17 protein-coding genes and 1 riboswitch are annotated in these 19,165 nt (G+C 59.8%); of the genes, 7 read left to right on the forward strand and 10 right to left on the reverse strand.

Going from position 1 to position 19,165, the window contains the following annotated elements; translation table 11 throughout:
• Positions 1-486 precede the first annotated feature (486 nt).
• The gene (locus ACM6IV_RS15300) at positions 487-1,038 is read left to right on the forward strand and encodes a cytochrome b (protein WP_414870621.1); all 552 of its coding nucleotides are present in this window, start codon (positions 487-489) and stop codon (positions 1,036-1,038) included.
• A 31-nt stretch (positions 1,039-1,069) separates the two neighbouring features.
• Complete coding sequence (locus tag ACM6IV_RS15305) at positions 1,070-1,648, forward strand: YceI family protein (RefSeq protein WP_122612377.1); 579 nt, start codon at positions 1,070-1,072, stop codon at positions 1,646-1,648.
• A 266-nt stretch (positions 1,649-1,914) separates the two neighbouring features.
• On the opposite strand, the gene ACM6IV_RS15310 is transcribed toward ACM6IV_RS15305, so the two are convergent.
• The 4 genes from ACM6IV_RS15310 to ahcY form a co-directional block, all read right to left on the reverse strand.
• Entirely contained in the window at positions 1,915-3,792 is a 1,878-nt protein-coding gene (locus ACM6IV_RS15310; protein WP_414870622.1) for a DEAD/DEAH box helicase, read from the reverse strand.
• A 222-nt stretch (positions 3,793-4,014) separates the two neighbouring features.
• Complete coding sequence (locus ACM6IV_RS15315) at positions 4,015-4,827, reverse strand: substrate-binding periplasmic protein (RefSeq protein WP_414870623.1); 813 nt, start codon at positions 4,825-4,827, stop codon at positions 4,015-4,017.
• Between the two features lie 170 nt (positions 4,828-4,997).
• Positions 4,998-5,843, reverse strand: a complete 846-nt coding sequence (metF, locus tag ACM6IV_RS15320; protein WP_414870624.1) for a methylenetetrahydrofolate reductase [NAD(P)H] — start codon at positions 5,841-5,843, stop codon at positions 4,998-5,000.
• Positions 5,844-6,002: 159 nt separating this feature from the next.
• Positions 6,003-7,412, reverse strand: coding sequence for an adenosylhomocysteinase (gene ahcY / locus ACM6IV_RS15325; protein WP_414870625.1), 1,410 nt, complete (start codon positions 7,410-7,412; stop codon positions 6,003-6,005).
• Between the two features lie 23 nt (positions 7,413-7,435).
• A riboswitch (S-adenosyl-L-homocysteine riboswitch) is annotated at positions 7,436-7,534 on the reverse strand.
• Between the two features lie 198 nt (positions 7,535-7,732).
• On the opposite strand from ahcY, the gene ACM6IV_RS15330 reads away from it, so the two are divergent.
• Positions 7,733-8,140: an acyl-CoA thioesterase gene (locus tag ACM6IV_RS15330; protein ID WP_003229043.1), complete on the forward strand. Its 408-nt coding sequence runs from the start codon at positions 7,733-7,735 to the stop codon at positions 8,138-8,140.
• Positions 8,141-8,315: 175 nt separating this feature from the next.
• A complete protein-coding gene (locus ACM6IV_RS15335) occupies positions 8,316-9,203 on the forward strand; it encodes a formate/nitrite transporter family protein (protein WP_414870626.1) in 888 nt (295 codons plus the stop codon).
• Here ACM6IV_RS15335 and ACM6IV_RS15340 read toward each other — a convergent pair whose 3' ends face one another.
• Together ACM6IV_RS15340 and ACM6IV_RS15345 are read right to left on the reverse strand one after the other, a co-directional pair.
• Entirely contained in the window at positions 9,204-10,469 is a 1,266-nt protein-coding gene (locus ACM6IV_RS15340; protein WP_414870627.1) for a cation:proton antiporter, read from the reverse strand.
• Between the two features lie 270 nt (positions 10,470-10,739).
• Entirely contained in the window at positions 10,740-11,909 is a 1,170-nt protein-coding gene (locus ACM6IV_RS15345; protein ID WP_414870628.1) for an MFS transporter, read from the reverse strand.
• Positions 11,910-12,224: 315 nt separating this feature from the next.
• On the opposite strand from ACM6IV_RS15345, the gene ACM6IV_RS15350 reads away from it, so the two are divergent.
• Together ACM6IV_RS15350 and ACM6IV_RS15355 are read left to right on the forward strand one after the other, a co-directional pair.
• On the forward strand, positions 12,225-13,058 hold the full coding sequence (locus ACM6IV_RS15350; protein ID WP_414870629.1) for an EamA family transporter: 834 nt from the start codon (positions 12,225-12,227) through the stop codon (positions 13,056-13,058).
• Between the two features lie 38 nt (positions 13,059-13,096).
• On the forward strand, positions 13,097-13,480 hold the full coding sequence (locus tag ACM6IV_RS15355; protein ID WP_311996979.1) for an MAPEG family protein: 384 nt from the start codon (positions 13,097-13,099) through the stop codon (positions 13,478-13,480).
• 139 nt (positions 13,481-13,619) lie between these two features.
• Here ACM6IV_RS15355 and ACM6IV_RS15360 read toward each other — a convergent pair whose 3' ends face one another.
• Positions 13,620-14,804, reverse strand: coding sequence for a murein transglycosylase A (locus ACM6IV_RS15360; RefSeq protein WP_414870630.1), 1,185 nt, complete (start codon positions 14,802-14,804; stop codon positions 13,620-13,622).
• A gap of 128 nt (positions 14,805-14,932) precedes the next feature.
• Here ACM6IV_RS15360 and ACM6IV_RS15365 point away from each other — a divergent pair, with 128 nt between their 5' ends.
• Positions 14,933-15,382 (forward strand): c-type cytochrome, encoded by a 450-nt coding sequence (locus ACM6IV_RS15365; protein ID WP_414870631.1) that lies wholly within the window; start codon positions 14,933-14,935, stop codon positions 15,380-15,382.
• 149 nt (positions 15,383-15,531) lie between these two features.
• On the opposite strand, the gene ACM6IV_RS15370 is transcribed toward ACM6IV_RS15365, so the two are convergent.
• The 3 genes from ACM6IV_RS15370 to metK form a co-directional block, all read right to left on the reverse strand.
• The gene (locus ACM6IV_RS15370; protein WP_414870632.1) at positions 15,532-15,927 is read right to left on the reverse strand and encodes a DUF1090 domain-containing protein; all 396 of its coding nucleotides are present in this window, start codon (positions 15,925-15,927) and stop codon (positions 15,532-15,534) included.
• Positions 15,928-16,023: 96 nt separating this feature from the next.
• On the reverse strand, positions 16,024-17,700 hold the full coding sequence (gene ligB, locus ACM6IV_RS15375; protein WP_414870633.1) for an NAD-dependent DNA ligase LigB: 1,677 nt from the start codon (positions 17,698-17,700) through the stop codon (positions 16,024-16,026).
• A 261-nt stretch (positions 17,701-17,961) separates the two neighbouring features.
• The gene (metK, locus tag ACM6IV_RS15380; protein ID WP_003229025.1) at positions 17,962-19,152 is read right to left on the reverse strand and encodes a methionine adenosyltransferase; all 1,191 of its coding nucleotides are present in this window, start codon (positions 19,150-19,152) and stop codon (positions 17,962-17,964) included.
• Positions 19,153-19,165: the final 13 nt, after the last annotated feature.

The following is a 19,165-nucleotide window of genomic DNA, read 5'->3' on the forward strand; positions in this document are numbered from 1 at the left end:
GTGATAGCGGGTGCCCCGGCGCCAATTCTATGCTGGGAAAAATAGGAGGCACTTGATGAAAACGTTCACGCTCATGCTTTTGCTGATTGCACTTCCCGGTTGCTCCAACGGGCGTTTCTTTCCTGGCGGTTATAGTTCAGAGCTCGCGCATAAATGCCAGATAGATCCCTACAGCGCCGATTGTCTGCAACCGCCGGCGGTACTTCATAACTAATCAGCCATGAATAGAGGGCCGGTTACTTGAATAACGCTGTCCCGTTCGGCCGTTTCCCTCGGCCACCTTTGCTTGCGCTTGTGCAGGCGCCCGAGAGTTCAGCAACGATCATTTGTCCAGACGTCCCACGCCGTAATCGCCTTTAATCTTTCCTTAACACGCCACTTCCAGACTCTTGATCGTATTTCTCGATATTTCAAAGCAAAATTTTCCGCTTTAATTCGATAGATAACTCGCTAGTCTTGGTTCGCAGTTCTCACAGGATTTGGGCAATGCAGCTACGTAACTCTTCTTCGCGCTATGGTTGGGTCAGCATTTTCATGCACTGGGGCGTGGCGCTGGCGGTCTTCGGGCTGTTCGCGCTGGGCCTTTGGATGGTTGGCCTGGATTACTACAGTAGCTGGCGCAAAGACGCGCCGGATCTGCACAAGAGCATCGGTCTGGTGCTGCTGGGTGTGATGGTGTTGCGGGTGTTGTGGCGCTTTATCAGCCCACCGCCGCCGACGCTGCAAAGCTACAGCCGCATGACCCGCATCGGCGCCAAGTTTGGCCACGGGTTTCTGTATCTGGCGCTGTTCGCTGTGATGCTTGCCGGTTACCTGATTTCCACCGCAGACGGTGTCGGGATCCCGGTGTTTGGCTTGTTTGAAGTTCCTGCACTGGTTTCCGGGCTACCGGATCAGGCAGATACCGCTGGGGTGATTCATCTCTGGCTGGCGTGGGCGCTGGTAATTTTTTCCGGTCTCCATGCGTTGGCAGCATTGAAGCACCACTTTATCGATCGTGATGCGACCCTCACTCGAATGCTCGGTCGCAAAGCCTGAAGTTCAACCTCGACTCAAAGGAAAAGAAAGCATGTTGAAAAAGACTCTGGCCGCTCTGGCAATCGGTTCTGCCGTGCTGTCCGCCAACGTAATGGCTGCTGACTACGTAGTAGACAAGGAAGGCCAGCACGCCTTCGTCGACTTCAAGATCAGCCACCTGGGTTACAGCTACATCACCGGTACCTTCAAGGACATCGACGGCAAGTTCAGCTTCGACGCTGCCAAGCCTGAAGACAGCAAGATCGAGTTCAACGTCAACACTGCCAGCGTGTTCACCAACCACGCCGAGCGCGACAAGCACATCGCCAGCGATGACTTCCTCAACGCCAGCAAATTCGGCAAGGCCACTTTCGTTTCCACCAGCGTCAAATCCACCGGTGCCAACACTGCTGACGTGACCGGCGACCTGACCCTGCTGGGCGTGACCAAGCCAGTCGTCGTCAAGGCCACCTTCCTGGGCGAAGGCAAGGATCCATGGGGCGGCTACCGTGCCGGCTTCGAAGGCACCACGACCATCAAGCGTTCCGATTTCGGCAAGCAGAAAGACCTCGGTCCGAAGTCCGATGCGGTCGAGCTGTATGTTTCGTTTGAAGGTGTGAAAGCGAAATAACTTTCGCCGCCACACAAAAACGCCCCCGGTCGCAAGGCTGGGGGCGTTTTTTATTGTCCGTCACATGACTTGAGACCAGCGCATATCCACTGTGGGAGCGAGCTTGCTCGCGAATGCGGTGTGTCATTCACCAGAGGTCTCGACTGATCCGACGCTTTCGCGAGCAAGCCCGCTCCCACAGGGAGTTGAGTGATCTTGCGATTTCCACAAGTCAAAAAAAATGCCCCGGCTCTTTCGAGTCGGGGCATTTTCATTGCGGCGTGAAATCAGCGATTGCGGGTCAGCAAGGCTGGTTTCTCGCCACGCGGGCGGCTTGGCAGTTGATCGAGCTGCTCAGGCGTCGGGAAGCGGTCGGCTTTCGATTCCTTGTGCATGATCTTCGGGCCATTGCTGCGCGGGTTCTGCACGGCAGGCTCGCTGCGTGGCTGATCGTCACGGGCCGGACGGCGATTGCGCGACGAAGACTCGTCACGACGGCCCGACTGACCATCGCGCGGTGCGCCATTGCGCGGGCCGCTGCGTTTGGCTGGCGGGGTGCCGGTGCTCGAGCCGTTGCTGTTGCGCGGACCGTTCTGACGACCCTGCGACTGACCGCCGCGTGGTGCGCCGGAACCTGCGCCAGCACCTTGAGCCGGTGCGCCTTGACGACGACCACGGCCGCCGGCAGGAGCCGGCTTCGGCACGTAGTCAACGCGGTTACCGAAGTTATCGATATCGTCGTCGAGGAACTCGTCCGGTGCACGATCAGCCGCTGCACGTGGCGGCTGGCTCGGACGCTGTTCGCGGCTCGGCGTGCCTTCGCGCGGCTTCTGCTGACGGGCAGGGCGCTCGCCACGTTCACCGGCCGGTTTTTCCTTGCCCTTGTCTTTGCCTTTGTCTTTACGACCGCCACCACCACCGCCGCCATTCGGGCCGTCGCCGCGCGGGCCACGTGGGTTACGCGGGTTGCGCATGTCCGGACGCTCACGGGCTTCCGGCTTCTCGGCTTCAATGGTGCTCGAATCGAAGCCCATCAGGTCGCCGTCGGCGATTTTCTGCTTGGTCATGCGTTCGATGCTTTTCAGCAGTTTTTCTTCGTCCGGGGCCACCAGCGAGATCGCCTCGCCCGAGCGACCGGCACGGCCAGTGCGGCCGATACGGTGCACGTAGTCTTCGTCGACGTTCGGCAGTTCGAAGTTGACCACGTGCGGCAACTGGTCGATGTCCAGACCGCGCGCGGCGATGTCGGTGGCGACCAGAATGCGTACCTGGTTGGCCTTGAAGTCAGCCAGTGCCTTGGTGCGCGCGTTCTGGCTCTTGTTACCGTGGATCGCCACAGCCGGCAGGCCGTGTTTGTCCAGGTACTCGGCCAGACGGTTGGCGCCGTGCTTGGTGCGGGTGAACACCAGCACCTGTTCCCACGCGCCAGCGGTGATCAGGTGTGCCAGCAGCGCACGCTTGTGGCTGGCCGGCAGACGGAATACGCGTTGTTCGATGCGCTCGACCGTGGTGTTCGGCGGCGTCACTTCGATGCGTTCCGGGTTGTGCAGCAGCTTGCCGGCGAGGTCGGTGATGTCTTTGGAGAAGGTCGCCGAAAACAGCAGGTTCTGACGCTTGGCCGGCAGACGTGCGAGGACTTTCTTCACGTCGTGCACGAAACCCATGTCGAGCATGCGGTCGGCTTCGTCGAGGACGAGGATTTCCACGTGTGACAGGTCAACGCTGCCCTGACCGCAGAGGTCGAGCAAACGACCCGGGCAGGCGACGAGCACGTCGACGCCACGGGACATGGCCTGAACCTGCGGGTTCATGCCGACGCCGCCGAAGATGCAGGCGCTGACGAATTTCAGGTCACGGGCGTAGATCTTGAAGCTCTCGTGAACCTGGGCCGCGAGTTCGCGGGTCGGGGTCAGGACCAGTACGCGCGGTTGGCGCGGGCCATGACGCTGGGATTTGTCCGGGTGACCGTTGGGGAACAACCGCTCCAGGATCGGAAGGGCGAAACCGCCGGTTTTACCGGTACCTGTCTGTGCCGCAACCATCAGGTCGCGACCTTGCAACACGGCGGGAATGGCCCGCTGTTGCACCGGAGTAGGCTCGGTATAGCCCGCATCTTCGATGGCGCGGACTAAAGCCTCGGAGAGACCGAGGGAAGCAAAGGACATGAGTAATCCTGTTTTAGTTAGGGCTTGGCCCAATGGGAGTCTTGCCTGGCGCGAATGGCGTTTAAGAGGACGCAATCCCGTCCGGTCCTGCTGCGGTTCCGAAGGCACGTCTGGAGTGCTCGCGCGGGCTGCAAAGCTGCGCTGTAGCGGGTCGAGAGGCCTGTTACGGTTCCGGGCGTCCGGGCGTGAGCCTGGCGGGAACGCCGGAGTATAACAGAGCAATCACTGCGCGCTGCTTTCCTGCTGCTCAACGGTTTTGCCGCTGGCCGTGGCAGTGCCCAGCGGCGCAGCCATGGCGGGAGCCGCGCCGTACCGTGCGCTCAGCTCGGCGTACGCCGGTTCGCGCTTGAATCGCTTGAGTTCGGCACCGAAACGTTGCACCAGCAAATCCATGCCGGCATTGCGCCGAACCGCCAGAAACTGGCTCTGGCGGCTAATGACAGTGGGGTTTTCAGTGATCTGATCGCGAATATTCAATTCATCGAGCAAATGCTGACCGACACGGCGGTCGGTGATCAGCAAGTCGATGCGACCGCGCACCAGTTTGCCGAAATTGGCTTCATGAGTCGGCGCCGGTTCACGGGTAAACAATGTTGATTCACTGAAATCGGAGCTATACAGATAACCCGGCGAGGTGCCGATGGTCAGGCCTTTGAGTTCTTCGAGTTTGCGGAACGGGTGCGGCCGGTCGTTGGCGTAGAACAGGACGAACTCGACGTCTGACAGCGGTTCGCCCGGGTAGAGAAGGGTGGCGTCGCGCTCATCGCTGTGAAAAATATCCAGGGCACCGTCGGCCTGACCGGTTTCAAGCATCGACAGGCAGCGCTTCCACGGCAGGAACTGCCATTCGACTTCAATGCCCAGCCGTTTGAAGACAATGGCCGTGGTTTCGTAATCCAGCCCGAGGTTTTTACCGTTCTCTTCGTAGACGTACGGCGCCCACGGCTCGGTGACAATACGCAATTTCTCGCCTCGAGCGGCGAAGCTCAGGCAAGCGAAAACCAGCACGGCGAATAACTGTGTGATCAAAGGCATGGCTTGAGATTACGACGAGAAACGTGAAAGAGCCAGAAAGCGCCTGCACAAGCTCTGTTTCGGGCCTTTAAAAGCAAAAGATCGCACCTGCGACAACCCCTTTAGGAGCTGCCGAAGGCTGCGATCTCTTGATCTTGCTTGTCGCTTTCAGCTTGAGGCTTGCCGCTGTTTCAACGCGGCAACTTCAGGTTGTTCCAGATCGCCAGGCTAGGCTCAGCCTGATTCATGGAATAGAAGTGCAGCCCCGGCGCGCCGCCCTGCAACAGGCGTTCGCACATCTCGCTGACGACCTGTTCACCAAAGCGCTGAATGCTTTGCGTGTCATCGCCGTAGGCTTCCAGTTGCTTGCGGATCCAGCGCGGAATTTCCGCACCGCAGGCATCGGAGAAGCGCGCGAGTTTGCTGTAGTTGGTGATCGGCATGATCCCTGGCACCACCGGAATGTCTACGCCCAGTGCCTGCAAACGCTCGACGAAGTAGAAGTAGCTGTCGGCATTGAAGAAGTACTGGGTGATCGCGCTGTCGGCGCCGGCCTTTGCCTTGCGCACGAAGTTGGCGAGATCGTCTTCGTAGTTGCGTGCTTGCGGATGCATTTCCGGGTACGCAGCGACTTCGATGTGGAAATGATCGCCGGTTTCTTCACGAATGAATTCAACCAGCTCATTGGCGTGACGCAGCTCACCACTGGTCATGCCCATGCCGGACGGCAGGTCACCCCGCAGGGCGACGATGCGCTTGATGCCGGCAGCCTTGTACTCGTTCAGCAGGCCGCGCAGGTCGTCCTTGCTGTCGCCGACGCACGACAAGTGTGGTGCGGCCGGAATTTTGACTTCGCTTTCCAGTTGCAGAACGGTGTTGAGGGTGCGATCACGGGTCGAACCACCAGCGCCATAAGTGCAGGAAAAGAAGTCAGGATTGTAGGTGGCCAGCTGACGGGCAGTGGCGAGCAGTTTTTCATGCCCAGCATCGGTCTTGGTCGGGAAGAACTCGAAGCTGTAGCGACGGTCTTGGGACATGGTCATACCCTTGGAAACAAGAACCTACGAGGCGCTGCAATCCCGTGTGGGAGCGAGCCTGCTCGCGAAAGCGCCGGGTCAGACAACACGAATGCTGAATGATAAACCGTCTTCGCGAGCAGGCTCGCTCCCACAGGGAGAGCGAGCAGTCAGCGCCTGTTAGTAGCGGTAAGCGTGCGGCTTGAACGGGCCTTCGACGGTCACGCCGATGTAGTCAGCCTGTTGCTTGGTCAATTGCGTGACCACGCCGCCGAAGCCGCGAACCATTTCCAGGGCCACTTCTTCGTCGAGTTTCTTCGGCAGTACTTCAACGGTCAGGCGCTCGGCTTTCTGGGCTGGCGACAGGTCGGCGTACTTCTGGCCGAACAGGAAGATCTGCGCCAGCACCTGGTTGGCGAACGAACCGTCCATGATGCGGCTTGGGTGACCGGTGGCGTTGCCCAGGTTGACCAGACGGCCTTCGGCCAGCAGGATCAGGTAGTCGTCGTTCTGTGCGTCGAAAGCGCCCGGGCCGGTACGGTGGATCTTGTGTACCTGTGGCTTCACTTCTTCCCATGCCCAGTTCTTGCGCATGAAAGCGGTGTCGATTTCGTTGTCGAAGTGACCGATGTTGCAGACCACGGCGCGCTTCTTCAGGGCTTTGAGCATGTTCGCGTCGCAAACATTGACGTTACCGGTGGTGGTCACGATCAGGTCGATCTTGCCCAGCAGCGCTTTGTCGATGCTCGCTTCGGAACCGTCGTTGATACCGTCGATGAATGGCGAAACCAGTTCGAAGCCGTCCATGCATGCTTGCATGGCGCAGATCGGGTCAACTTCGGAGACTTTAACGATCATGCCTTCCTGACGCAGGGACTGCGCGGAGCCCTTGCCCACGTCACCGTAACCGATAACCAGCGCTTGCTTGCCGGACAGCAGGTGGTCAGTACCACGCTTGATCGCGTCGTTCAGGCTGTGACGGCAGCCGTACTTGTTGTCGTTCTTGGACTTGGTCACCGAGTCATTGACGTTGATGGCCGGGATTTTCAGCTCGCCCTTGGCCAGCATGTCCAGCAGACGGTGTACACCAGTGGTGGTTTCTTCGGTCACGCCGTGAACGCGGTCCAGTACTTGCGGGTATTTCTTGTGCAGCAGCTCGGTCAGGTCGCCGCCGTCGTCGAGGATCATGTTGGCGTCCCATGGCTGGCCATCCTTGAGGATGGTCTGCTCCAGGCACCACTCGTACTCTTCTTCGGTTTCGCCTTTCCAGGCGAAAACCGGGATGCCGGCAGCAGCGATAGCGGCAGCGGCCTGATCCTGAGTGGAGAAAATGTTGCAGGACGACCAGCGCACTTCGGCACCCAGGGCAACCAGGGTTTCGATCAGCACGGCAGTCTGAATGGTCATGTGGATGCAGCCGAGGATCTTGGCGCCTTTCAACGGCTGTTCGCCGGAGTACTTGCGACGCAGGCCCATCAGAGCCGGCATTTCCGATTCGGCGATGATGGTTTCGCGACGGCCCCAGGCAGCCAAAGACATGTCGGCAACTTTGTAATCGGTAAAATCTGCAGGCGTGATAACAGCGCTCATGAAGAGCCTCCATTCGTAATGTATGCGAATGGGCGCCGTTGTGCGTTTAGTGTCCGGCCTGAGCCGGTCAACGCCCCATCCGAGCCTGACAGGTTGAACCTGCTGCAGCGCCCCTCGGACAGGTGGCGGGAAAACGGTATCAATCGAAGATGACCGTTTTGAAACGGGGGCGATTATAGCCGTCTAGACTGATCTTCCAAAGGGTTTCTGTCGGCCAGATGAAGATCGCTAATGGCGACCATAGTCGAAGCTGCATGGAGCATGACCGCTCAGTCTGCCAAGATACCGTTCATCGTTCGGCAAGACACTCAGGAGTGAAGATGAATTTCCACACCCGCAAATGGGTAAAACCCGAAGACCTCAACCCCAACGGCACCCTGTTCGGTGGCAGCCTGTTGCGCTGGATCGACGAGGAAGCGGCGATTTACGCGATCGTCCAGTTGGGCAATCAGCGCGTGGTGACCAAGTACATTTCCGAAATCAACTTCGTCAGCGCCTCGCGCCAGGGCGACATCATCGAACTGGGCATCACCGCCACCGAGTTCGGTCGTACATCGATCACCCTGACCTGCGAAGTGCGCAACAAGATTACCCGCAAGAGCATTCTCACCGTCGAGAAGATGGTTTTCGTGAATCTGGGTGAAGATGGTTTGCCGGCGCCGCACGGGCGGACCGAGATCAAGTACGTCAAAGACCAGTTCAAGGAAGATGAATTAGTTACCAAGTGACATCGGCGGCGCGCCCTTCGCGAGCAAGCCCGCTCCCACATTTGGAATGCGTTCCCCTGTGGGAGCGGGCTTGCTCGCGAATGCGGTTGTGCAGCCATCGAATCCTTATCTGGCCACTGAACAGTCGTGAGCCGCGGGAGTCGTAGGTAAACACCACCCCCACGGTTCCCACGCCATGACCACCCCGACAGACGGCAAGACCCCCGACCTCTCCGCCAAAGAACAGCACGAAGTGGAGAAAAGCCAGCCGCCCCGCGCGGCGGTTCTGCATGAAATCATTCGCACCCAAGGCGACCAGGAACTGGAGCGCAGCATTGCCGCGCTGTGGTGGTCGGCACTGGCCGCAGGGCTGACCATGGGCCTCTCGCTGATGGGCATGGGTCTGCTCAACTCGCGCCTGCCTGAGGGCGACGAATTCAAGGTAATCGCCAGTTTCGGCTACTGCGCAGGGTTCCTCGCGGTCATTCTCGCCCGCCAGCAACTGTTCACCGAAAACACCCTGACGGCCGTGCTGCCGGTCATGACCAAACCGACACTGCTCAACTTCGGACGGCTGATCCGGCTTTGGACCGTGGTGCTGGTCGGCAACCTCTGCGGCACGATTCTGGTGGCGTACGTGATGCTGGAATTGCCGATTTTCGACACCAAGACTGATCACGCCTTCCTCGAAATCGGCCGCAAGGTCATGGAAAACCACGCCAGTCAGATGTTCGCCAAGGGCATCGTTTCCGGCTGGATGATCGCCACCATGGTCTGGATGATCCCGTCCATGGAGAGCGCGAAGATGTGGATCATCATCCTCATCACCTATTTGATGGCGCTCGGCGATTTCACCCACATCGTGGTGGGGTCGGCGGAGGTGTCGTATCTGGTGTTTGCCGGCGAGTTGCCGTGGAGTGATTTCTGGGCGGTGTTCGCGGGGCCGACGCTGGCGGGGAACATCATTGGCGGCAGCTTTATTTTCGCGCTGATCAGCCATGCGCAGATCCGCAGCGAGAGCGGTGCGCCGAAGGAGTCTGCGGATCAGGCCGAGAAACCTGATCCACAGCAGATCAAAAAGTGATCAGTGGTGCGCAGGTTCAGTGGTGGTTGCCGGCTCGTTGCGAGTCGCGTGCTTGACCAGTTTACCGATGGTCAGACCCTGCAGCAGGATCGACGACAGCACCACGATGTAAGTGATGCTCAACAGCAGGTCGCGCTCCGGGCCCAACGGCAGGGCCAGCGCCAATGCCACCGAGACACCGCCGCGCAAACCGCCCCAGGTCAGAATCCGGATGGTGCCGGCCGGTACCGTCCGCCAGCGGCGCAGCAGGACAATCGCCGGAGCCACGGTGAGCAGGCGCGAGAGCAGAATCGCCACCGCCAACAGGCTCGCCGCCGCCACGTGCAGCCAGTTGAACGGCAGCAGCAACAGTTCCATGCCGATCAGCGCGAACAGCAGTGCGTTGAGCATGTCATCGAGCAACTCCCAGAAACCGTCGAGATAGCGTCGGGTCATGTCGTTCATCGCCAGCGTGCGCCCGAGGTTGCCGATGATCAGACCGGCTACCACCATCGCAATCGGCGCGGAAACGTGAATCTCCGTGGCCATCGCCGAACCACCGATAACCAGCGCCAGCGTCAGCATCACGGTGATCTGGTGCTGCTCGACACTCTTGATCATCCGATAAACCAGATAACCGATAAGCCCGCCGAACAGCACGCCGCCAATGGCTTCGTGAACGAACAGCATCGCGGTGGCGCTGACGGTCGGGGTTTCGCCGAGTTGGGCGATGCCCAGCAATACGGTGAACACCACTACCGCGGTGCCGTCGTTGAACAGCGATTCGCCGACGATGGTGGTTTTCAGCGGCTTTGAAGCGTTGGCGGTTCGCAACACACCGAGCACGGCAATCGGGTCGGTCGGCGAAATCAACGCGCCGAACAGCAGGCAATACAAGAAACTCACGTGCCAGCCGAACAGGGCAAAAATGTAATAGGCGAGGCTGCCGATTACTGTGGTGGCAATCAACACGCCGAAAGTCGCCAACAGGCCGATGGGCCAGCGGTAGCTGCGCAGATCATTCAGGTTGACGTGCAGGGCGCCGGCGAACAGCAGGAACGAGAGCATCCAGTTCATCAGCAGATCGCCGAAGTCGATCTGGCCGATCAGTTGCTGCACGCGTTCTTCGAGGCCGGGGTAACCGAGCACGCTCAGACCTTGCAGGATCAACGAGAACAGCAGTGCGGTGACCATCACGCCGATGGTCGGCGGCAGGCCGATGAAACGGAAGTTGACGAAGGTGAGGAGGGTGGTCAAACAGATAAAAGCGGCGACAAGTTCAAGCATCCGGGGTCCTTTGGATGAGGGGTGAAAAGACAGCGCACCGAATATTTGGTGCAGGGCTTGGATGGGCTGAGTCAGGATCGGGACACAGTTGATGGTGCGATGAGATCAAGAGCCCCCTCACCCCAGCCCTCTCCCTTAGGGAGAGGGGGAAAGGGAGCAGATCTTCAAGTCTTTCAGGGCCTGAGTTCGGCTCGACATTTCAGGTCGATGTAACTCGAACATTCAACACGGTCAGTCCCCTCTCCCACTGGGAGAGGGTTAGGGTGAGGGTTAGCCGGACACATTGACCGCAGCCGCGCCACGACGTTGCAGATAGATGAAAAACAGCGCCGTCAGCACCGTCAATACGCCGACCAGCGCACCGGTCCACGGCAAGTCCGCCAGATCCGCACCGCTGGCCACCACCAGACCGCCGATCCATGCACCCGCCGCGTTACCGAGATTGAACGCGCTCTGGTTCAGGGTCGAGCCGAGGTTCGGCGCTTCATGGGCCTGATCGATGATCAGTAATTGCAGGATCGGGCACAGCGCAAAAGCGAAAATCCCCCACAGCACCAGTGTGATCGCCGCCGGTACCACCGAGCGGCTGGTCTGGCTGAACGCCGCCAGAATCACCACCACCGCCAGGGCCACGCCGACCAGCGACGGCAACAAACGACTGTCGGCCAGACGCCCGCCGAGCATGCTGCCGCCGGTCAAACCGACGCCGAACAACAGCAGCATCACCGTTACCCCATGCGGGCTGACGCCGGTGATTTCCTGCAGGATCGGCGCGATGTAGGTGAACACACTGAACAGGCTGGTCGACGCCAGCACACTCATGCCCAGCGCCAGCAACACGTTGACCTTGCCCAATACTTTGAACTCGCTGGCGAGGTTGGCCTTGTCCATCGGGATGTGCTTGGGCAGCCACAACCATTGAGCGAGCGCCGCAATCACACCGATCACCGACACCGCCCAGAAGGTCGAACGCCAACCGGCGTATTGTCCGAGCGCTGTGCCCAATGGCACGCCGAGGACGTTGGCCAGGGTCAGGCCGGTGAACATCATGGCAATCGCCTGCGCACGTTTGTTCGGCGCAACCAGCCCGGCGGCAACCACCGAGCCGATGCCGAAGAACGCGCCGTGACACAGAGCCGTGACCACACGAGCGGCCATCAGCGTCGCGTAGTTTGGCGCGAGTGCGCAGAGGACGTTGCCGAGGATGAACATCAGCGTCATCCCCAACAGCGTCGCTTTGCGCGGCATGTTCGCGGTGCCGATCGCCAGGATCGGTGCGCCGAACACCACGCCCAGGGCGTAGCCGGTAATCAGCAGGCCCGCATGGGGAATACTCACGGAGAGGTCGCGGGCGACATCGGGCAGCAGGCCCATGATGACGAATTCAGTGGTGCCGATGCCGAACGCGGCAACAGCGAGTGCAAGCAAGGCGAGTGGCATGCGCAAGGTCTCTATCGGTAGTCTTGACGCTTTGATCAGGCATACGCAGGCCAATCACCGCTCTCGAAGGAGTGCAGTGCAGGCGGGAATTATTGGTATTTTTCTGTGCGCAACTGAGTGCGGCGTGGTCGCTTGCAGTATAAACAGCTGCTGACACATCGCGAATCAATAATCTGACTATTCGCTTCTCGGGTGTTCACGGTAGGAGCTGCCGCAGGCTGCGATCCTTTGATCTTGCTGTTAAACAATCAGCGTCCAGAAATCGCAGCCTTGGGCGGCGCCTTCAGGGGCGCAATAAAAATAAGGAGTGGGTTTGTGCTGGCGACGGGGTTGGTATTGGTGGCGGCGCTGTTGCATGCGGCGTGGAATACCCTGATCAAATTCAGTGCCGAGCGGCTGCTGGTCGTTGCGTGCATGGACACCGTGGCGCTGTTATTTGTCGCTATTGCGTTGCCCTTCGTGAATCTGCCGCCGATGGAAATCTGGCCGTGGATTCTCGCATCGGCAGCGTTTGAACTGCTCTATCGCTATCTGCTGATTCAGGCCTACCGGGTCGGCGATCTCGGCCTGGTCTATCCGCTGATGCGCGGATTATCGCCGCTGGTGGTGCTGGCGCTGACGTTGATCTTCGCCGGCGAAGTGCTCACCGCGCAGCAGATTTTCGGGATCATGCTCATCCCGTTTGGCATGGCTTGCCTATTGTGGCAGGGCGGTGGTGGTAAACATTTGCCGTGGTCGATGCTGCCGGTGGTGGCGCTGATCGGCCTGTGCATCGGCTGCTACACCTACATCGATGGCCAGGCGTTGCGGCGCTGGTCGCATCCACTCGATTACCTGGTCTGGGTCACGTTGCTCAGTGCCTGGCCGTTTCCGCTGCTGGCGTCGGTCGCCAAGCGTCCGGCGTTCATGCAGTTCTGGCGTGAGCAATGGAAACTGGGGCTGGCCGTCGGGTTCTGCGTGCTGTTCAGCTACGCTCTGGTGCTGTGGGCGATGCAGTTGGGCTCGATTGCGGAAGCGGCGGCGTTGCGTGAAATCAGTGTGATTCTGGTGGTGCTGTTCGGCATGCGCTACTTGCAAGAACCTTTTGGCCGCCCGCGGCTCTTAGCCTGTGGGCTGGTGCTGATCGGCATGCTGGTGATGAAGTTCTGACCGCTCGCGAATTCTATGACTCGAAAAAGGACGGCGTTATGACGGTGGCTCTGTGGTGTGTATTGATCGCGATTTTTCTGCCGTATGTGTGCACGATTGTGGCCAAGGCCTCGGGCGGTTTCAGGCTGCAAGACAATCATGATCCGCGGGATTTTCTCGATAGCGTGGGCGGCGTGGCCCGGCGGGCGCACGCGGCGCAACTGAACAGCTTTGAAGTGATGCCAGCGTTTGCGGCGGCGGTGATCGTCGCGCACCTGGTGGGCACGGCGCAGCTGGTGACGGTGAATGTGCTGGCGGTGCTGTTTATCACCAGTCGCCTGCTGTACATCATTTGCTACCTGGCGGACTGGGCCATCCTGCGGTCGCTGGTGTGGTTTGTGGGGATGGGGTTGATCGCTTCGTTCTTCTTTGTGTCGGTCTGATTATCGGTGTTGCTGATGGCCTCATCGCGGGCAAGCCCGCTCCCCCAGGTTTTTTTGGTGTACACAAAATTTGTGGTCACCATCAATTACTGTGGGGGCGGGCTTGCCCGCGAAGGCGATTGAACAGGCGCCGCAGAACTCAAGATTTGTCTTTGGCTGTATCCGCCACCTGCGGCACTTGCGGCAGCGCCGCACCTTTCGGCCAGAGCATCCAGATCTGCCCTTGCTGTTTCATGTCTCCGGCCAATTGCCCGGCCGCATCACCCGTACCCCAGAACAGATCCGCACGCACTTCGCCGGCAATTGCCCCGCCGGTATCCTGTGCCGCCACCGGGCGTACCAGTGCCGTGCCATCCGGTTTTGTCGTTGATAGCCACAACAGGCTGCCCAATGGAATCACCTTGCGATCCACCGCCGCGCTATAACCCGCGGTCAACGGTACGTTCAGCGAGCCGCGCGGGCCTTCGTTGCTGTCCGGGTTGCGGGTGAAGAACACATAGCTCGGATTACTGCCCAGCAGTTCCGGGATTCGCGAAGGATTGGCCTTGGCCCAGTTGCTGATGGCGCTCATGGTCACGTCTTCTTTCTTCAACTCGCCTTGCTCGACCAGCCAGCGCCCGATTGGGCGGTACGGATGGCCGTTCTGATCGGCGTAGGCGATGCGCAGCTGTTTGCCGTCCTCGGTCTGGATCCGCCCGGAACCCTGGATCTGCAGGAATTGCAGGTTCATCGGATCGGTCAGGTAGGCAACCACAGGGGCTTTGACACCTTTCGATTCGATGGTCGCGGCGTCGTCGTAAGGTTTGAGCACCCGACCTTCGAGGCGACCGCGCAGACGCTTGCCTTTTAGTTCGGGATAAAGGCTGTCCAGCGAGACAATGATCATGTCTTCCGGCACGCCATACACCGGCACATTGGCTGTGGCGGTGGGCGTCAGGCTGCCGGGGTAGACGGGTTCGTAGTAACCGGTGATCAAACCGTTCGGGTTGTCGTTTTCAGCGCGCAGGCCGTAGACGTCGAGGTTTTGCTTGAGGAAGGCGCGAATCTCGCCAGCACTCTGCGGCACATTGACCGCCGCTGCGCAGGTGCTGCCCCAGACCGGATCTGCCTTGAGACGGGTGCAGGCGCTGCGCCACGAGCCGAAGCCGGCAACCAGGTCGCTGTCGGATACTGCCGGCAATGCTTCCCAAGTGGCGCTGGAATAAGTGGCCAGCGCGTGGGTTTTGGGCTTGGCGCTGTCACCGCCGGTGCAACCGGCGAGGATTGCCAGCAGCGGCAGGGTTGCGATCAGCGGGTGACGCCAGGCTTTGAAAGGGCTGCTCATGGAGTGATTCCTGTGCCGGTTGTCCGCGTGCTCCATGCGTTCGGACAACCCGTATTTTTAATAGGGCTATTGGTGTTTGGCGGTGAGCCGAGGATACTGGCCGCCGAATTCCGTGACCTGAAGCCACCATGACTCTTAAACGCATTGCTGTTGTATTGCTGGCCTGTCTGGCCCTTTCCGCCTGTGGCGGTGTCGATCCGAATTCGCCGCTGGGCCAACGCAAGGCCATCTTCAAGCAGATGCTCAAGACCGGTGAAGACCTGGGTGGCATGTTGCGTGGACGCATTCCGTTCGATGGGCCGAAATTCGCCGAAGGCGCGGTCAAGCTCGACGCGTTGTCCCATGAACCGTGGAAGCATTTCCCGCCGGTTCGCGAAGAAGATCACACCAGCGCCAAGGATGATGTCTGGCAGAAGCAGGCGCAGTTTCAGGACATGGCCCGCAACCTTGAAGCCGCCACCGGTGAATTGGTGATCGCCAGTCAGGTTCAGCCGTACAAGGCCAGTAACCTTGGGCCGGCGGTGCAGAAAGTGGAAGATGCCTGCAGCGCTTGCCATAAACAGTTTCGCGATCATTGAATGGTGTCGTCTGCACTGATGCCTTCGTCGGATCGCCGCCCGGAGCAAGCTCGTTCCCACAGTTGACCGGGTTTTAAATGAGCGCGCGGTCTAATGTGGGAGCGAGCCTGTTCGCGAAGCGGTCTGAAAGTCAGCGCGAAACTGAATCCTTACTTGTCGATCTCGTCCAGCGCGTCCTGCAGTTCTTTACGCGACTCGGCGAGTTTGTCTTTGCGCTTGTTGATCTTCTCCGGATCGCCTTTCTTCATCGCCTTGTCGAGATCGGCCTGGCGCTGGCTGACTTCGTGCTTGGCTTCCAGCACCTTGTTTTCGCGTTCTTTTTTCAGCCCTGCGTCGGTGCAGTGTTCAGTCACTTCACGCAAGGCCGTTTCCAGACCTGCCTGCTGATCGGCGTTGCCGCGCGACTTGGCCTGTTCGATCTGATTCATGATGCCCTGCTTCTTGGCAGCGCAACCGGTCAGGCCCGGGGCGTCTTCGTCGGCCATGACAGGGGCGGCCATTACGCTGCAAAGGGTCAGCATGGCGAGCGGTGCGAGAAATTTCATAAAAGCTCCATGTGCAAAGGCATTCGGTCGGGGCGGCACTGCGCTGTTGGAGCGCCTCGGTGGTGGTTGGGTTCCCGGCGTACCGGTATTGCGTGTTCAGAAACCGTTGATGCCAGCAGTACGCAAGGTATCGCTCAAGGCTAACACCTGCGGGTCGCGGAAGAAGGCGCTCAATTGCGCTGCGCGCCCGGGGCCGATGCCGGGTTCTGCCTGCCATTGTTCGGTGTCACGTTGTGCCAGCGCCTGCCACGAATCAGGCAGTTTTGCCTGACCGGTTGGCGGCAAGCCCAGGGCCTTCAGCCACTGGGCGAAGGGCCGTTGGCGGGCGCTGTGAAAACTGTTCATCAGACGTTCGCTGCTGCGCTCGCCGAAGCCGGCAATGTTAGCAAGCTCCGGCCCGTCGAGGGTCAACCAATCCAGCAGGTTATTCAGGCGGCCTGTTTCGAAAAGTTTCTCCCAGGTGCCGCGCCCGACATGCTGCATTGCCAGTCCCTGTTTGCCACTGAGCCAGGTCAAGCGGGCGAGAAACTGGCTTTCGCAACCAGGGGTCGGTTGCCAACAGCTCAAGGCATGGAAGTCGTCGGCGTTGGGGACATTGATAGCGGCCCGCTCGGCGGTGCGCAGCACGACGCCGTCGAGCCGCGGAATGGTCAGGCCGGCGAGGCTGATTGCCACCTGATCGCCGGGACGAATATCCAGCGTTTGCCAGCGTTTTAGCGAACTGGCACTGACCCGTTTGATTTCTCGGTCATCCAGCATGACCGGGTTCAGCTCGATTACCGGAGTGATGCGCCCGGTACGTCCGATCTTGAAGTTGACCTTGCGCACTTCGGCCAGTACCTGCGCGAACGGGTATTTCCAGGCGATGGCCCAGTAGGGTGCACGTGCCTGCCAGCGCTCGGCGGGTGGGCGCTGACCCTGGCGCAGAACCACGCCGTCGGTGGCAAACGGCAGGGGTGAGCGATACCAGTGATCACGCCATTTCTGCGCCTCTGCGAAGTCGCTTACGGGATGGCTGAACGGCTCGATTGTGGCGAAACCCAGTGCTGCCAATCTGGCGATACGCTCGGCTAGGTCCAAGGATTCTTGCGGCCAGTCCCAGACGAACAGTCCGATGCCGGCGGCGTGTTCGGCCTCCAACGATTTTCGTCCCATCAGACCTGCCACGGTCGCGCGGGCGTTGATGCTGCCGGCTCGAGCTTGCACGTGTTCGTTCAAGCGCCAGTAGAGTTCGCCTTGCACCAGCAGATCCACTGGTTGTGAAAGACGTTTAGGGATCGCGACAATCTTCTGTGCCGAAGTCGTCCAGTCTTGGCCACGAACGCCGTTACCACGACTGATGGCCTGATGCAGAACGCCTGCGCGATAAATCAGCGTCACCGCGACACCGTCGACTTTGGGTTGTACCCAGACATCCTTGCGATCACGTAGCCACGTTTCCACCGCCTCGGCCTTATGCAGTTTATCCAGGCCGGTATGGGCGATAGGGTGGGCGATCGAGCCCGAGGCTGTGCGCAAGGGATCGGGTGGCGAGGGCAATTTGAAACACTCTCGCCATTCCTTCAGGCGCGTGCGCGATTGATCGTAGAGTTCGTCGGCAATCAGTGAGCGGCCTTCGCGGTGGTAGGCGTCGTCCCATTGGTTGATCTGTTTTTGCAGGGCAGAGATTTCGCGTTGGGCGTGTGCAGCGGGCAAGTTTGGGCAGGTGGCTTGCGCGCTGAATGTTGCGGGCATCAGCAGGAAAATAAATAACAGGCGCAGTGTGGCAAGCATCGTGAGCGTCCTTGCTCAAGGGGAATGTTTGAAGGTTAGGCGAAGATATTTACTCCGCCGGGTGGGTGTTTTACCGCTTGTTTCTTTGCAGTGAAAACAGCCCCTCACCCTAACCCTCTCCCGGAGGGAGAGGGGACTGACCGAGTGGTTTGCTGGATATGCATCGACCTGAACGTTCTGAGTTGAACTCCCGGTTTCAGGCATGAAAAAGCCCCGCACGGCGCGAACCGTGCGGGGCTTTTTTGTACTGCGGGGAAAGGCTTACAGGCCAGCAGCAGAACGCAGGGCGTCGGCGCGGTCGGTTTTTTCCCAGGTGAACGTGGTGAAGGTGTCTTCGCCAACGGTCTTGGTCTGTGGCGCGCGACCAAAGTGGCCGTACGCTGCAGTTTCCTGGTACATCGGGTGCAGCAGATCGAGCATGGTGGTGATCGCGTATGGACGCAGGTCGAACACTTCACGGACCAGTTTGATGATCTTGTCATCGCTGATCTTGCCGGTGCCGAAGGTGTTCAGCGAGATCGAGGTAGGCTGAGCCACGCCGATCGCGTAGGAAACCTGAATCTCGCAACGCTCGGCCAGGCCGGCAGCGACGATGTTCTTGGCCACATAACGGCCAGCGTAGGCCGCCGAGCGGTCAACCTTCGATGGATCTTTACCGGAGAACGCGCCACCGCCGTGACGGGCCATGCCGCCGTAGCTGTCGACGATGATCTTGCGACCGGTCAGACCGCAGTCACCTACCGGGCCGCCAATGATGAACTGGCCGGTCGGGTTGATGTGGAACTGGGTGTCTTTGCTCAGCAGTTCGGCAGGCAGCACGTGCTTGACGATCAGCTCCATCACGCCTTCGCGCAGGTCTTTGTACGACACTTCCGGGTTGTGCTGGGTCGACAGAACAACCGCGTCGATACCGACAACCTTGCCGCCTTCGTAACGGCAAGTCACTTGCGACTTGGCGTCCGGGCGCAGCCAAGGCAGCAGACCCGATTTACGGGCTTCAGCCTGGCGCTGCACCAACTGGTGCGAGAAGGTGATCGGGGCTGGCATCAGCACGTCAGTTTCGTTGCTGGCGTAGCCGAACATCAGGCCCTGGTCGCCGGCGCCCTGATCTTCAGGCTTGGCACGGTCAACACCCTGGTTGATGTCTGGGGACTGCTTGCCGATGATGTTCATCACGCCGCACGTCGCGCCGTCGAAGCCGACTTCGGAGCTGGTGTAGCCGATGTCGCAAATCACGTCACGAACGATCTGCTCCAGGTCGACCCAGGCGCTGGTGGTCACTTCACCGGCAACGATGGCCACGCCGGTCTTGACCAGGGTTTCCACGGCAACGCGTGCGTGTTTGTCCTGGGCAATAATGGCGTCCAGCACCGCATCGGAAATCTGGTCGGCGATTTTGTCCGGATGCCCTTCGGACACGGACTCGGAGGTGAAGAGGGAGTATTCGCTCATCTCGATGTTTTCC

It is taken from the genome of Pseudomonas sp. IT-347P (genome assembly GCF_949768005.1).
Taxonomy (GTDB): Bacteria; Pseudomonadota; Gammaproteobacteria; order Pseudomonadales; family Pseudomonadaceae; genus Aquipseudomonas.

What these genes read in the sequence shown, in the direction of transcription:
- metK (WP_003229025.1), bottom strand. Translation starts at nt 19,152, where the DNA reads ATGAGCGAATACTCCCTCTTCACCTCCGAGTCCGTGTCCGAAGGGCAT.
- ACM6IV_RS15340 (WP_414870627.1), bottom strand. Translation starts at nt 10,469, where the DNA reads ATGCTTGAACTTGTCGCCGCTTTTATCTGTTTGACCACCCTCCTCACC.
- ligB (WP_414870633.1), bottom strand. Translation starts at nt 17,700, where the DNA reads ATGCTTGCCACACTGCGCCTGTTATTTATTTTCCTGCTGATGCCCGCA.
- ACM6IV_RS15355 (WP_311996979.1), top strand. Translation starts at nt 13,097, where the DNA reads ATGACGGTGGCTCTGTGGTGTGTATTGATCGCGATTTTTCTGCCGTAT.
- metF (WP_414870624.1), bottom strand. Translation starts at nt 5,843, where the DNA reads ATGTCCCAAGACCGTCGCTACAGCTTCGAGTTCTTCCCGACCAAGACC.
- ahcY (WP_414870625.1), bottom strand. Translation starts at nt 7,412, where the DNA reads ATGAGCGCTGTTATCACGCCTGCAGATTTTACCGATTACAAAGTTGCC.
- ACM6IV_RS15300 (WP_414870621.1), top strand. Translation starts at nt 487, where the DNA reads ATGCAGCTACGTAACTCTTCTTCGCGCTATGGTTGGGTCAGCATTTTC.
- ACM6IV_RS15315 (WP_414870623.1), bottom strand. Translation starts at nt 4,827, where the DNA reads ATGCCTTTGATCACACAGTTATTCGCCGTGCTGGTTTTCGCTTGCCTG.
- ACM6IV_RS15345 (WP_414870628.1), bottom strand. Translation starts at nt 11,909, where the DNA reads ATGCCACTCGCCTTGCTTGCACTCGCTGTTGCCGCGTTCGGCATCGGC.
- ACM6IV_RS15330 (WP_003229043.1), top strand. Translation starts at nt 7,733, where the DNA reads ATGAATTTCCACACCCGCAAATGGGTAAAACCCGAAGACCTCAACCCC.
- ACM6IV_RS15305 (WP_122612377.1), top strand. Translation starts at nt 1,070, where the DNA reads ATGTTGAAAAAGACTCTGGCCGCTCTGGCAATCGGTTCTGCCGTGCTG.
- ACM6IV_RS15365 (WP_414870631.1), top strand. Translation starts at nt 14,933, where the DNA reads ATGACTCTTAAACGCATTGCTGTTGTATTGCTGGCCTGTCTGGCCCTT.
- ACM6IV_RS15370 (WP_414870632.1), bottom strand. Translation starts at nt 15,927, where the DNA reads ATGAAATTTCTCGCACCGCTCGCCATGCTGACCCTTTGCAGCGTAATG.
- ACM6IV_RS15310 (WP_414870622.1), bottom strand. Translation starts at nt 3,792, where the DNA reads ATGTCCTTTGCTTCCCTCGGTCTCTCCGAGGCTTTAGTCCGCGCCATC.
- ACM6IV_RS15360 (WP_414870630.1), bottom strand. Translation starts at nt 14,804, where the DNA reads ATGAGCAGCCCTTTCAAAGCCTGGCGTCACCCGCTGATCGCAACCCTG.
- ACM6IV_RS15335 (WP_414870626.1), top strand. Translation starts at nt 8,316, where the DNA reads ATGACCACCCCGACAGACGGCAAGACCCCCGACCTCTCCGCCAAAGAA.